Origin of the sequence: Pseudoalteromonas prydzensis, assembly GCF_001661495.1 — a bacterium.
Lineage (GTDB): Bacteria > Pseudomonadota > Gammaproteobacteria > Enterobacterales > Alteromonadaceae > Pseudoalteromonas > Pseudoalteromonas prydzensis.
Genome location: NZ_BDDT01000003.1, coordinates 295,478 through 308,658 on the forward strand (window position 1 = coordinate 295,478; position 13,181 = coordinate 308,658).

General features: G+C 41.1%; 12 protein-coding genes. 3 read left to right on the plus strand and 9 right to left on the minus strand.

The genetic code is table 11. The features are described from left to right. Nucleotides 1-165: 165 nt before the first annotated feature. Together egtB and egtD are read left to right on the plus strand one after the other, a co-directional pair. Nucleotides 166-1,350: an ergothioneine biosynthesis protein EgtB gene (gene egtB / locus A7968_RS08645; protein WP_064666180.1), complete on the plus strand. Its 1,185-nt coding sequence runs from the start codon at nt 166-168 to the stop codon at nt 1,348-1,350. Continuing rightward, a complete protein-coding gene (gene egtD, locus A7968_RS08650) occupies nt 1,347-2,321 on the plus strand; it encodes an L-histidine N(alpha)-methyltransferase (protein ID WP_064666181.1) in 975 nt (324 codons plus the stop codon). Before egtB ends, egtD begins: the two co-directional genes overlap by 4 nt. A 4-nt stretch (nt 2,322-2,325) precedes the next feature. On the opposite strand, the gene A7968_RS08655 is transcribed toward egtD, so the two are convergent. The 6 genes from A7968_RS08655 to A7968_RS08680 all read right to left on the minus strand — a co-directional run bounded on the left by A7968_RS08655 (nt 2,326) and on the right by A7968_RS08680 (nt 9,022). Continuing rightward, the gene (locus A7968_RS08655) at nt 2,326-3,153 is read right to left on the minus strand and encodes a PhzF family phenazine biosynthesis protein (RefSeq protein ID WP_064666182.1); all 828 of its coding nucleotides are present in this window, start codon (nt 3,151-3,153) and stop codon (nt 2,326-2,328) included. Continuing rightward, entirely contained in the window at nt 3,134-4,804 is a 1,671-nt protein-coding gene (gene asnB / locus A7968_RS08660; RefSeq protein WP_064666183.1) for an asparagine synthase B, read from the minus strand. Before asnB ends, A7968_RS08655 begins: the two co-directional genes overlap by 20 nt. A gap of 155 nt (nt 4,805-4,959) precedes the next feature. Beyond that, the gene (gene pcp / locus A7968_RS08665) at nt 4,960-5,628 is read right to left on the minus strand and encodes a pyroglutamyl-peptidase I (protein WP_084448111.1); all 669 of its coding nucleotides are present in this window, start codon (nt 5,626-5,628) and stop codon (nt 4,960-4,962) included. Between the two features lie 126 nt (nt 5,629-5,754). Further along, entirely contained in the window at nt 5,755-6,684 is a 930-nt protein-coding gene (locus tag A7968_RS08670; RefSeq protein WP_064666184.1) for a 5-oxoprolinase subunit C family protein, read from the minus strand. After that, nucleotides 6,681-7,346, minus strand: coding sequence for a 5-oxoprolinase subunit PxpB (pxpB, locus tag A7968_RS08675; protein WP_064666185.1), 666 nt, complete (start codon nt 7,344-7,346; stop codon nt 6,681-6,683). Before pxpB ends, A7968_RS08670 begins: the two co-directional genes overlap by 4 nt. 158 nt (nt 7,347-7,504) lie before the next feature. Further along, the gene (locus tag A7968_RS08680; protein ID WP_064666186.1) at nt 7,505-9,022 is read right to left on the minus strand and encodes a leucyl aminopeptidase; all 1,518 of its coding nucleotides are present in this window, start codon (nt 9,020-9,022) and stop codon (nt 7,505-7,507) included. 172 nt (nt 9,023-9,194) lie between these two features. On the opposite strand from A7968_RS08680, the gene msrA reads away from it, so the two are divergent. Next, on the plus strand, nt 9,195-10,484 hold the full coding sequence (gene msrA / locus A7968_RS08685; RefSeq protein ID WP_064666187.1) for a peptide-methionine (S)-S-oxide reductase MsrA: 1,290 nt from the start codon (nt 9,195-9,197) through the stop codon (nt 10,482-10,484). 31 nt (nt 10,485-10,515) lie between these two features. Here the strand turns inward: msrA and A7968_RS08690 are convergent, their stop codons facing one another. The 3 genes from A7968_RS08690 to A7968_RS08700 all read right to left on the minus strand — a co-directional run bounded on the left by A7968_RS08690 (nt 10,516) and on the right by A7968_RS08700 (nt 13,153). Beyond that, complete coding sequence (locus tag A7968_RS08690) at nt 10,516-11,421, minus strand: LysR family transcriptional regulator (RefSeq protein ID WP_064666188.1); 906 nt, start codon at nt 11,419-11,421, stop codon at nt 10,516-10,518. A 366-nt stretch (nt 11,422-11,787) separates the two neighbouring features. After that, nucleotides 11,788-12,444, minus strand: coding sequence for a CoA transferase subunit B (locus tag A7968_RS08695; protein ID WP_064666189.1), 657 nt, complete (start codon nt 12,442-12,444; stop codon nt 11,788-11,790). Between the two features lie 10 nt (nt 12,445-12,454). Beyond that, nucleotides 12,455-13,153: a CoA transferase subunit A gene (locus A7968_RS08700; RefSeq protein ID WP_064666190.1), complete on the minus strand. Its 699-nt coding sequence runs from the start codon at nt 13,151-13,153 to the stop codon at nt 12,455-12,457. Nucleotides 13,154-13,181: the final 28 nt, after the last annotated feature.

Consider the following 13,181-nt stretch of genomic DNA (forward strand, 5'->3'; position numbering starts at 1 on the left):
AATAGCTTACAGGATCGTTTTCGTGCTGTCATGATGATGAGGAAAAATAAGCAATAATCACTAATTTAATATCCAACTCTAATTAATATTTCATCTAAGTGTCACTTAAATGCCTTTTAACTAAACTTAAACTATAGTTAATACAGCTAGTTTGTGAGGGATAATATGATAGCAAAGGATACTCAAGCGCTTTTGCTCTACTTTAAGAAAGTAAGGCGGGATTCAGAGCAATTAATTAGCAGCCTCAGTGTTGAAGATTGCCAGCTTCAAGCAATGCCAGATGTCAGCCCAATGAAGTGGCATCTGGCACACACCACATGGTTCTTTGAAACTTTCTTATTAATACCGCACCTTACTAATTACTGTATTTTTAATGCCGAATTTAAGGTGCTATTTAACTCTTACTATAATGGTGTTGGAGAGCAGTTTAGCCGCGCTTATCGAGGGACGTTGTCACGACCAAGCTTAAACGCAGTGCTTGAGTACCGTCGTTATGTTGACCAAGCAATGGCTGAATTGCTAACAAGTGATAATGGCTTAGAAGAGATTGTTGAACTTGGCATTAATCATGAGCAACAACACCAAGAGCTGATGTTAATGGATATTAAATATAACTTTGCATTTAATCCATTGTTCCCAGCTTATCATCAATCAAAAGTAGCAACTGCGAACAAGGCCCCAATCGAATTTGTGCAATTTAAAGAGTCTATTATCACTGTAGGCGCAGCATTAGACGCACACTTTTCTTATGATAACGAGCGGCCAAACCACCAAGTGTTGATACACCCATTTAGTTTAGCAAATCGATTGGTGACAAATGGTGAATACCTCGAATTTATAAATCAGCAGGGCTATCAACAATCCAGCCACTGGTTAAGTGATGGCTGGAACTATATTCAAAAAGAGCAGCTAACACAGCCTCTATATTGGCATTTTATAAACGAAGAATGGTTTGAGTTTACTTTAAATGGTTTACAACCGTTGGATCTCAACGCTGCTGTCACTCATGTGAGTTATTATGAAGCGTATGCTTATGCAAATTTTGCAAATGCGAGGCTGCCAACTGAGTTCGAGTGGGAATACGCGGCTCAACAACCCGATACACTTCTACAACTAAGTGATAGCGGCTGGCAGTGGACAAACAGTGCTTATTTGCCTTATCCCGGCTTCAAACCTATCAGTGGTGTCGCAGGTGAATACAATGGCAAGTTTATGAGTAATCAAATGGTACTGCGTGGTGGCTGTCAATTTACACCAAACAATCATTCACGCAGCACATATCGAAATTTTTATTATCCACATCAAGCGTGGATGCAAAGTAGTATAAGACTTGCGAGGGATAGCGAATGAGTCACCTTACAGCGGTAGCAAATAAAAACGTTTTAGATCAGCAATTTTTAAATGATGTTTTAAATGGCTTAACACAGCAACAAAAGTCGCTACCTTGCAAATATTTCTATGATGATAGAGGGGCTGCGTTATTTGAGCAAATCACTGGCGTTAGTGAATATTATGTCACACGGACTGAGCTGAGTATTTTAGATAAGCATTCTCATGCGATTGCTCAATTATTACCACAAGATATCTCGATCATCGAGCCTGGTTGTGGCTCTGGAAAAAAAGTGGCTTATTTGCTTGCTCATTTAGTCAATGTAAAAACCTTTGTTCCTTTTGAAATCTCCAAAGAGATGCTTAATTATTCCTTAGCGCACTTATCACCGCTTTTTCCTGAACTGGTTATCTCGCCACTGTTGGGGGATTTCACCCACAGTCAGATGGTTAAGCAATTGGCAAAAAAATCTGCTTTGGTAGATCAAACAAACCTAGTTTATTTTCCTGGCTCTACACTGGGTAACTTTGCACCCGTTCAGGCCATTGAAATTTTGCAAAACTTCCACCGTTTATGTGGCATCAATGGTTATGTTTTAATTGGTATAGATTTAGTTAAGGACCGCCAAGTACTGCTTAATGCTTACGATGATAAGGCGGGAGTCACTGCTTCATTTAATAAAAACATGTTATTGCGCATTAATAAAGAGCTAAATGGGACATTTGAACTGGATAATTTCACTCATCAATCTCGCTTTAATGAACAACAAAGCCGGATTGAAATGCATCTTGTCAGTAACTGCACGCAACGCATTTTTATAAATAATGTTGAAGTGAATTTTAAACAAGGCGAAAGTATCCATACCGAAAATTCTCATAAATACACATTAACGGCGTTCGAGCTTTTAGCAAAACAGGCGAACTTGAAGTTAGAACATACTTGGTGTGATGATAATGATTATTTTGCACTGTGTTTATTGCGCCCCTGTTAAAAGGTTAATAAAGTCTCACACACTGATTTTTTAATTGGTAATTTATTACAGCGCCGTTTATGGATGCTTGAAAAAGTGCGCCTTTATATTCTGTGTTTAGCTGTTTAATAAGCGGCGCAAGCACACTTAACGCAGATCCTGTTGCCTGATCTTCTGCTATGCCATAGTAAGGAGCAAAATATCGAAATGAGAAGCAGCCGTTATGGGGATTTTGTTGAAGAACAATAACAGCATTGGGGTAGTTTGTTAATTCTGTCACTCTTACATCAAGTTCTTTAAGTGGATGCTCAGTATTAATTAAAACAGTGGTATACCCATGTTTACTGGTTGTTGCATAGCTTTGCAGGAACGGCGTTTTAATCGCCATTTCGATGGCGTGCACAGGGGCAATTTTTTCGCTGTTTATGGCAGTTAATTCAAGCTGTAAGTTATTAATACTGGATTGTATTTTAAAAATTTCACCCGTTAATGAATAAAATTGACGAGGTGAATTACCTTGATATTTTTTTAAATACAAAGCAGCTGCTAGGGTACCGTGACCACAACGCTTTATTTCATTGTGTTGGTTGAACCAACGGATACTGCAGCTAGGGCTTTTAATTTCAGTTTCTTTCAAAAATACAGTGGCGCTGTGATGAGTATGGTTTGCGATACGCTGCATCATAAAACGGCTTAAGCCAGATTTATAAATAACGATCAGTGCCGATGAGCCTTTATTGTGGGGAGGATTATCAAAAACAGTTTGTTCAGCAAACACCTGCACAAAGCGCGGGGCTTTATGCAGGTATCTAGGTAATAATTGCGTAAAATTATTACTTTTGCTTATAGGCATCGTTATGGATACCAGCAGCGCGACCTGATGGATCAGCATTATTTTGAAATGATGCATCCCATAACAGTGCTTCAGGGGTAGAGCAGGCAACTGATTTACCATGCGGTACACATTTCGCTGGCGCGTCGCCTGGAAAGTGCGATTCAAAAATGCTGCGATAAAAATACGCCTCTTTAGAATCCGGTGTGTTGATCGGATACTTAAATTTTGCATTTTCTAAATCTTGGTCACTTACTTGCTCAGCAACGTATTCTTTTAATGTGTCGATCCAGCTGTAGCCAACGCCATCAGAGAACTGCTCTTTTTGACGCCAAAGTACTTCATCTGGTAAATAACCTTCAAAGCCTTCACGTAAAATATGTTTTTCAATTTTACCGTTGCCACACATTTTTCCTTCTGGGTTAATGCGCATAGCCACATCAACAAACTCTTTATCAAGGAACGGCACTCGGGCTTCAACACCCCAGGCTGCCATTGATTTATTCGCTCGTAAGCAATCAAACATGTGCAGTTTAGACACTTTACGGTTTAGCTCTTCATGGAATTCTTGTGCATTAGGGGCTTTATGGAAATACAAGTAGCCGCCAAATAACTCATCGGCACCTTCACCAGAGAGCACCATTTTGATACCCATAGCTTTAATTTGACGCGCCATAAGGTACATTGGTGTTGAGGCACGAATAGTTGTCACATCGTAGGTTTCAATGTGATAAATCACCTCACGCAGTGCATCAATACCTTCTTGAATTGTAAAATGGATAGGGTGATGAACCGTACCAATCATATCAGCTACTTTCTGTGCTGCGGCTAAATCGGGTGAACCTTCAAGACCGACTGAGAAAGAATGCAGTTTTGGCCACCATGCATCACTTTCGTCATTATCTTCAATACGTTTAGCGGCAAATCGTTGCGTGATTGCTGAGATAACCGATGAATCTAAACCACCTGACAACAACACGCCATAAGGTACGTCACACATTAATTGACGTTTAACGGCGGCTTCAAGTGCTTCTTTGACGTCTTGCGCTTTTGCGTCATTATCTTTTACGGCATCAAAGCTTTGCCAATCACGTGTGTAATAAGGACGTAGCTCACCATCTTTGCTCCATAAAAAATGTCCTGGAGGGAATTCTTCAATGTGTTTACAAATAGGCGATAATGCTTTTAATTCTGAGGCAACATAAAAGTTACCATGCTCATCGTGGCCAGTATAAAGTGGAATAATACCAATATGGTCACGGCCAATTAAATAAGCATCTTGCTCTTCATCATATAAACAAAAAGCAAAAATACCGTTTAGGTCGTCTAAAAACTCAGGGCCTTTTTGTTTGTATAACGCTAAGATAACTTCACAATCTGATTGTGTTTGAAAGGTAAAATCAGTCTCTAAATTAGCCGCTAACTCTTTGTGGTTATAAATTTCGCCATTAACCGCTAAAATATGGGTTTTTTCTGGGTTATACAAAGGTTGTGCGCCGCTTGAAACGCCAACGATGGCTAAGCGTTCATGCACTAAAATCGCTTTTTCAGATGAATATACGCCAGACCAATCGGGCCCGCGGTGACGTAATAATTTTGACATTTCAATTGCTTGCGTACGCAATGGGGCGGGATCAGACTTTATATCTAATACACCAAAAATTGAACACATAGTAACTCCTCATTCCTATCATGTGTGTTAGTTAGGCCTAAAATACCTAACTATTCACCTTTGTTTTAACAGAAATAATTAACTAAGTCACATAGCTTTTACAATATTTTCAGAATAATTTATGCACCACTGCGAGCATGCTTGCACCAAATTGATCAATGAGTTGTGCCCGCTGCTACTTTTATATCCTGTTTTGCACTGATCGCTTCGTTGATCATCACTTTCAATGCACTTATAACAGTGTCTTCACTCATACTGGCTGCGCCATTATGGTGCACCACTTGGCTGGGTAAATACGGAATATGAATGAAGCCACCTTTGATATGTGGTTCGTGCTGATTAATATGGTGCAACAGTCCATACATCACGTGATTACACACATAGGTCCCCGCGGTATTGGATATGATTGCTGGGATCTCAGCTTGATGTAATGCGAGTAACATGCGCTTAATTGGTAGATTTGTAAAATAAGCCGCAGGGGCATGTTCGATAACGGGTGTGTCAATCGGTTGGTTACCTGCATTGTCTTTAATACGGGCATCATCAATATTAATCGCGATACGTTCTATGCTAATTTCGCTGCGCCCACCAGCTTGACCAACGCACAATACCAAGACTGGGTGGTGCTGCTCTATCGCTTGGTATAGTAACGCTAATGAACGATTAAATTCGCAGGGTAATTCTAAAGCGATAACGCGATGTTTCGCTATCAAATTGTCGTCCAACTTGCTGACAGCTTGCCAAGAAGGGTTAATCGACTCCCCTGCAAATGGCGCAAAACCGATGATCAACACACAGGGCATACTTGATGTCAGTTTAGTCATTTAAAATCACCTATAGATAAAACACTATCAACCGCCAACACAATGAAGGCGGTTGTACTTGAGCCTTTATAGCATGTTAACTGCATTTTTAAATGAATTATGGTTATTTAACTCACAACCTAGCCATTAATGTTTATTTTTAAGTGCAATAGCCAGTTGCTGCAAGTGCGCATTTAGCTTGGCTTGTGCAGCATTTGCGGTTGCTAAATCGACATAGCAGAAGTTAATACTGTCACCCGGTTTTAGCTGCGCAAAATGATAAAGATCGGCACTAATTACGGTGCCAAGTAATGGGTAGCCACCGGTCGTTTGGCCATCATTAAGCAAAACAATAGGTTCACCACTTGGTGGCAATTGTATTGAGCCTGGGTTTACCGCTAATGACGGCAATGAATGAGAATGTGCTAATTGATTAGTGTGTGCCTGCAACCTGACTCCCATACGGTTACTTTGTGGGGTCACTTGCCAACTTTTTGCACAGAATTCGTCGAGCGTAGATTGGCTCAGTAGCTGGGTATGAATACTTGGATGCAGACGAATTAGGCTACGTTTTGGTGGCGATATTGCCCCCAGCTTTGGCCAACTTTTTGAGTATGGCGTAATAGGGATAGTATCGTTTTCTTTTAGCGCAGCGCCGGTTGTACCACCAAATCCTGCGGCTAAATCGGTCGCCCGCGAGTTCATTACACGCTCACAATTTATGCCACCTTTAACCGCTAAATAGGCTCTAAAGCCGTTTCTAGCTGTAGCAAATGTCAGAGTTTGACCTTGTTTAACTGTGTAAGTCCAACCGGGGTAAATCGATGTATCGTCCAGTTTAGCTTGCATGTCTGTGCCAATAAGGGCAATGCTGCTATCGCAATTAAATTGCAGTTTCGCCAACCCTAATGTTATTTCAATAACGGCGTCGTTATCATCGTTATCGAGCAAACGATTTGCTATGGTCATCGCGTAGCTGTCTATTGCCCCCGATTGGGCAACACCTAAGTGACGAAAGCCAGTACGGCCTCTATCTTGAATAGTCATTAATAAACCGGGTTTTAGTACTGTGATCATGATGTTGACTCCAGACAAACAAATTGCAGAGTATCGCCAGGTTGAATAACACTAGGAGGATTAGCGTGGCAGTTAAATAAACTAAAATCAGTATGGCCAATTATATGCCAACCGCCGGGAGAGTCAGCAGGGTAGATACCAGTTTGACCTGCACCGATTGCAACAGAGCCTTTGGCAACGTGTGTACGTGGGTTTGCCCTACGAGGCGTATGCAATTGGGTGGTTAAACCATGCAAGTAAACAAAGCCTGGTTGAAACCCTAAAAACAGAACTTGATAATGAGCACTGCTGTGTTTTTCAATCACTTGTTTTGGCGTAAGGCCATGCGCATCAGCAACAAAGTCCACATCAGGACCATATTCACCGCCATAATGAGTGAGTATTTTATGATGTGCACCTTGATATTGTTGTGCGTCAATTTCGTCCCACCAGGTTGCTAAGGTAGTTTGCCATTTAGCCAGTTCATGGGTATTTAGCAAGTAAACGGTGAGCGAGTTCATTGCTGGTACAATATCAAGAAAGGCGTTACTTTCTTTACATTGGCTCACCAATGCCCAGATCCTTTTTTGAGTCATTAAGCTGTCTTCGCTTAAGTGTGTTGCATCCAAAAACAGGCTATTGCTACTGAGTATTGAAATCGATACGGGGGCTTGTGAGTTCATGGCTGATTATTTTATTAATTCTTAATCATTCCAACCTAGCACACTCAGTATTAAATGTTTACAGCAATGCGATTAGATTGCTGGATTTTAATACTCAAGTTATTTTCTGGGGACTTACGCATAAGCTTAACCTATCTGCTTATGCGTAATAACACAGCTTAGTTGCTCAGCAGCCACTCACTTAATAGACGAACACCATAGCCAGTCCCGCCGGCTGAGATTTCATCCTTACCTTTGCTCGCTAACGCATTACCTGCGATATCGATATGAACCCAACGGGTATCACCGGCAAAATGTTGTAAAAAACTGGCTGCAGTTGTTGCGCCAGGGCCACTTGAACCTAAATTTTTAAGATCCGCAATATCCGATGATAATGTGTCTTTATAGCCTAAAGGTAAGCGCCATAAATTTTCATTAACTTGTTTACCAGCTAAAGTTAGTTGCTGAACTAGTTCGTCATCATCTGAAAAAACACCTGCATAATCATTGCCTACAGCTTTAATTTTAGAGCCGGTAAGGGTTGCAACATCAATCATTACTTGTGGCTTGAAATATTCTCTGGCATACCACATAGCATCGCTTAGCACTAAACGACCTTCCGCATCGGTGTTAACAATTTCAACACTCAAGCCTTCAGCGGTGCGCACCACATCGCCAGGTGCGACTGCAAACTGCGACACCATGTTGGCAGCCATGCCCATTACAGCCACTACATTTTTATCTGCTTTTGCTAATGCCATAGCTTTAACTGTACCAAGTACGGCTGCGGCGCCTGCCATATCTGACTTCATACGCGCTATCGATGCGCCAGTTTTTAAACTGTAGCCGCCTGAATCAAAGGTGATCCCTTTACCGACTAGCGCGATAGGTGTGTCGTTTGAACCTTTGTAATGCGCAACCACTAAACGAGCACCTTGCTGGCTACCACGGCCTACGGCTTCAAGTGCGCCCATACCGAGTTCTTTTAATTGCTGTGGCTCTAAAATAGTGATTTCAACACCTAAAGACTCCAGCTCTTTAGCTGCATTAGCAAAATCCACTGGGGTCATTTCAGTGGCAACTTCTGAGGTAAGGTCGCGAGCTAGAAATACGCCTGCCTGAATACTTTCAAGCTGTGTGTATTCACGCTTTGTTTGTTTGATGTTATCGACATCAAAGCTATAGCTGATTGTTTCAGTATTTGGTGTTTGTTTGTATTTTTCAAAGCGGTGGTCACGCAAGTTCGCACCATGAGCAAAGTTAGCCGCTAATACGCTATTACTATTTACACCAGCCAACTCGTCGCTAGCGATGGTTGCAGTCGCTGTTTTATTAGCAAGTAATTGTGCGTGAATATTGCCACCTAATTTACTCATTAACGCTTTATCAAGTTTATCTTGCTTGCCTGTGCCCACGATAAGCACACGGTTAAAGTCACTGTTATACGGGGCTAATACTTCAACAACACTGGCGTATTTGCCACTAAAGTCATTACTGTCAATGGCACGCTGTAATTGGTTATTTAGTGTTTTATTAAGGGATTTGAACCGCTTATTACTGCCATCTTGGGCATAAAACAGTACTAATGCGTTGGCGTTATCATCAATTTTATTTGTAAAACTAAACTCTGCGGCTGTGGTTTGCGTACTGATTGTTACAGCAAGTGTGAGTGCCGATAGATTGAAAAGCGTCTTCATTGTTAAACCTAAATTAAATAAAAGCCTTTTTACCTTACTTAGGTTCACAGGTTAAGTCGAATTCGGTAAAGCTGCGATAATGAGCGATAAAATAATACAAACGAATGAAATAATAGTATCTGCTCTAAGGTCTACTAAAATGAAGCAATTAATAGAGTGAGGTAGGGGAATGATGACATCAATGAATTGGCTTAAATTAGCCACTTGCAGCGTTTTGTTCAGCGTGGCCAGTTATGCGCTGTCGCTTGAAAATGAAACAGACCGTGATGTGCAAGCCACCATGCATTTAGAAACTATTGTGCTTGGCTCTGGCTGCTTTTGGGGCGCTGAAAAACGCTATGAAGCACTAGCTGGTGTGATCGATGCAGAATCTGGTTATGCAGATGGTAAAGGGTTCAAAGCAACTTACCGCAACATAACTAAACAATCACGTCGCTTCGATGAGAACAATTATGCTGAAGTCGTTCAAGTCACTTACAATAGTAATATTATAAGCGCCGCAACATTACTGAAAAATTATTTTGAAAGTCATGATCCAACCCAAAAAAATCGCCAAGGTAATGATATCGGCACTCAATATCGTTCAATTATTTTAACCACTACTACAGAGCAAGCAGAAGTGGTTGAAAAATTACGAGCGCAATATCAAAGTAAACTAACCGCAGCTGGGTTTGGAGAAATTCAAACTATCGTTAAACCGCTGACTGAGTTTTTTCCAGCAGAGGAATACCATCAAGATTATTTAGTTAAGAATCCAAATGGCTATTGCCCGGATCACTCAACGGGCGTGGTATTTGAAAAAGTTACCGAAGATGCAGTCGATAACACGGCATTATTAGTTGGAAAACAGATTGTTGTGATTGATTCACGTGATTATTGCCCATATTGTGAGAAGTTTAAAAAGGATGTTAGCAATGAGTACAAAGGCAGTATTGCGTTAACCTATCGTAAGGCTGATCAACTTGATGGCTTAACGATTAAAACACCAACGTGGGCAACTCCCACTATCTTGTTTTTAGAAAATGGCAAAGAGATTTATGGTCGTCAAGGGTATGTGTCAGCAACTGAATTTTATAAAGCACTGGGAGCTTTTAAATTAGGTGATAGTGAGGCTTACTCGGTGGCATTTAATGCCAGTACAGATAGCCCATTTTGTAAGCAATACGATATATTTAAAAATACGCCCGACGGTATTTTTATTGATAAACTCAGTGGAGTCCCTTTATTTGACACGCGTGACAGATTTAAATCGGGTACTGGCTGGTTGTCATTTACGCATCCAGTGAAAGGCACAGTTACACTGCATGATGACAACAGTTATGGCATGCAGCGGATTGAAATAAAATCAAAATCGTCAGGTATTCATTTAGGGCATTTGTTTCCAGGTGAAGGCCCTAAAGGGCAGGATCGTTATTGTATAAATGCAACTGTTTTAGAGTTTGTGGCTCGTAAGCAAAGCTAACACGGCTTGTTTACCCAAAATCAAAACCCAGTCATGCACTGGGTTTTATTTTATGAATATCACTTAAGTGTTTAAAAGTATCTAGTAACCACTTTATAAATAGTTCAAGTGAGGCGTTGGTCTCACTCGGATCATGTTGGACTAAGTAATACTTGTCTTTAGTCACTAATGGTTCTTCGGTGAAGTTAAATAGCCAGCTTTCATCAAACCAAGTTTGACTAATAGGTAAGGGGATAAGTGCGATCCCCATGCCTTGTTGGGCTGCGCGGGCAACACCAAACATACTATCGATTTGGATAATTTGTTTTGGTGAAAAGTCATCAAGGCCTACATGTTCAGCCCATTGGTGCCATGCCCAAGGACGGGCTTTATGTAAAATCAGTGGCACTTGCTGTAACGCTTCAAGGGGATTTTCATGCCATTGTTGCCAATTTTCTTTATTACAGGCCGGAGAATATTGTAACGAAAACAGCTCATGAACCACGCCCTCAAGGGGTTTTGATGACGACAGTACAATCGATAGATCACTGTTTATAGCCAATTCTTTACGCGTTTTCATGGTATTAAGTTGTAAATTGGTTTTCGGGTGCTCGGTGGTCCACTCACTGAGTTTTGGCATCAATAGTTCACTGGCAAAAAACTCAGGTAAAGTAATACTGATAGTGACATTCTCTTGCAACTGACTAAATTCAGTGATGGTTTTTTCAAGCGCTTTGATCAGCGGTGACACCGAATCATAAAAGTTTTTACCCGCCGCGGTTAAATTGATAGAGCGAGTTTGGCGTTCGAATAGCTCAATACCTAACTGCTCTTCTAGCTGCTTGATTTGGTGACTAACAGCTGATGGCGTAAGGTAAAGTAAGTTAGCGGCTTCTTTAAAGCTTAACGTTCTTGCCGCAAAACAAAATGAACGTAATCCTCTAATAGGTGTTTGCATAATCGATGTTAGTAATTCTCAATAACGTTAGTAAAGCAATAACTATCCCAACTTGCGAGACATTAGCAAAATTAGTTTGCAACATAGCTATTTTCTGCATTTATAATTAAAAAACAACCAATTTAGGGTTATTTAATTTGTGTGATATTAGTTATCAGGTTAATCGGTGCTTTGACTTTTTGTCTACAACAACTAGCTGAGTTATCCAATTGTAGTACAAATCACAGTTATGGGGCACAAAAAAATGTTTTGCTGTAATTTGGTGCAGTTTAATGGCGAAAAAAAATCCCTCTTGCGAGGGATTTTGGGTAACTCAGCGCCATTGGCACTGGGAATGAGGTCGGTACAAGGTGAGTGAGAGGTAAATTAAAACACCATCTCTGGCACGTCACCATTAACGAGCAATTTTCCTGCCGTTTTACTTATGATTTCATCCACAGATACGCCAGGAGCGCGCTCTAGCAGATGAAATGCGCCGTCTTTAACTTCTAACACGGCTAAATCCGTTACTATTTTCTTTACACAGTTAACACCAGTTAACGGTAAAGAGCAACTTTCGAGTAATTTTGAGTCACCATGCTTACTGGCATGAGTCATAGTAACTATTATATTCTTAGCGCCAGCGACAAGGTCCATCGCGCCGCCCATGCCTTTTATAAGCTTCTTTGGGATCATCCACGATGCGATGTTGCCGTGCTGGTCAACTTCAAATGCACCTAAGACTGTTAAGTCTACATGACCTCCGCGGATCATTGCAAAACTATCTGCACTATTAAATATGGCTGCACCTGTGGCTGCTGTCACGGTTTCTTTACCCGCGTTGATCATATCGGCGTCAAGCTCAGCTTTAGTAGGGTATGGTCCCATGCCTAATAAGCCATTTTCAGACTGTAGCATGACTTCAATACCATCAGGTACATAGTTAGCAACGAGGGTAGGAATACCAATACCCAAATTTACGTAGTAACCGTCTTGTAATTCTTGCGCAACACGCATTGCGACTTGTTCACGTGATAATGCCATGATGTTGCTCCTAATCGCTGGTGGTGACGCGTTCAATGCGTTTTTCAAAGCTGCCTTTGATAACGCGATTAACAAAAATACCTGGGGTATGAATTTGGCTTGGCTCAAGTTCGCCTGGTTCAACAATTTCTTCAACTTCAGCAACGGTAATTTTACCCGCAGTTGCAGCCATTGGGTTGAAGTTCATTGCCGTGTGTCGAAACACTAAATTACCGTAACGGTCGGCTTTCCACGCTTTTACAATGGCAAACTCGCCAGTGATTGATTCCTCTAAAATATACGGGCGGCCAGCAAACTCTTTAACTTCTTTACCCTCAGCAACCGGTGTGCCGTAGCCTGTCGCAGTATAAAACGCAGGAATGCCAGCACCGCCAGCGCGCATTTTTTCAGCTAAGGTACCTTGTGGAGTTAATACAACGTCTATTTCACCGCTTAATAATTGTTGTTCAAAAAGGGCATTCTCACCAACATACGAAGCAATGATTTTTTTAATTTGTTTGTCGTGTAATAAAATCCCTAAACCAAAGTCATCAACACCACAGTTATTTGAAACCACAGTGAGATCTTTAGTTTGTTTACGTTTGATTTCGCCAATTAATCCCTCTGGGATACCGCATAAACCAAAGCCACCAGCGATAATAGTATCGCCATCTTTTAAACCTTCCATTGCAGCTTCATAACTCGAAACCACTTTATCGAAACCGGCCATGGGCCCACTCCTTATAATTATGTTTAAA

Coding starts and splice junctions, on each gene's coding strand:
- pxpB (WP_064666185.1), bottom strand. CDS start 7,346: ATGAACTCACAAGCCCCCGTATCGATTTCAATACTCAGTAGCAATAGC.
- egtD (WP_064666181.1), top strand. CDS start 1,347: ATGAGTCACCTTACAGCGGTAGCAAATAAAAACGTTTTAGATCAGCAA.
- A7968_RS08655 (WP_064666182.1), bottom strand. CDS start 3,153: ATGCCTATAAGCAAAAGTAATAATTTTACGCAATTATTACCTAGATAC.
- A7968_RS08695 (WP_064666189.1), bottom strand. CDS start 12,444: ATGGCATTATCACGTGAACAAGTCGCAATGCGTGTTGCGCAAGAATTA.
- A7968_RS08690 (WP_064666188.1), bottom strand. CDS start 11,421: ATGCAAACACCTATTAGAGGATTACGTTCATTTTGTTTTGCGGCAAGA.
- A7968_RS08680 (WP_064666186.1), bottom strand. CDS start 9,022: ATGAAGACGCTTTTCAATCTATCGGCACTCACACTTGCTGTAACAATC.
- A7968_RS08700 (WP_064666190.1), bottom strand. CDS start 13,153: ATGGCCGGTTTCGATAAAGTGGTTTCGAGTTATGAAGCTGCAATGGAA.
- egtB (WP_064666180.1), top strand. CDS start 166: ATGATAGCAAAGGATACTCAAGCGCTTTTGCTCTACTTTAAGAAAGTA.
- asnB (WP_064666183.1), bottom strand. CDS start 4,804: ATGTGTTCAATTTTTGGTGTATTAGATATAAAGTCTGATCCCGCCCCA.
- A7968_RS08670 (WP_064666184.1), bottom strand. CDS start 6,684: ATGATCACAGTACTAAAACCCGGTTTATTAATGACTATTCAAGATAGA.
- pcp (WP_084448111.1), bottom strand. CDS start 5,628: ATGACTAAACTGACATCAAGTATGCCCTGTGTGTTGATCATCGGTTTT.
- msrA (WP_064666187.1), top strand. CDS start 9,195: ATGACATCAATGAATTGGCTTAAATTAGCCACTTGCAGCGTTTTGTTC.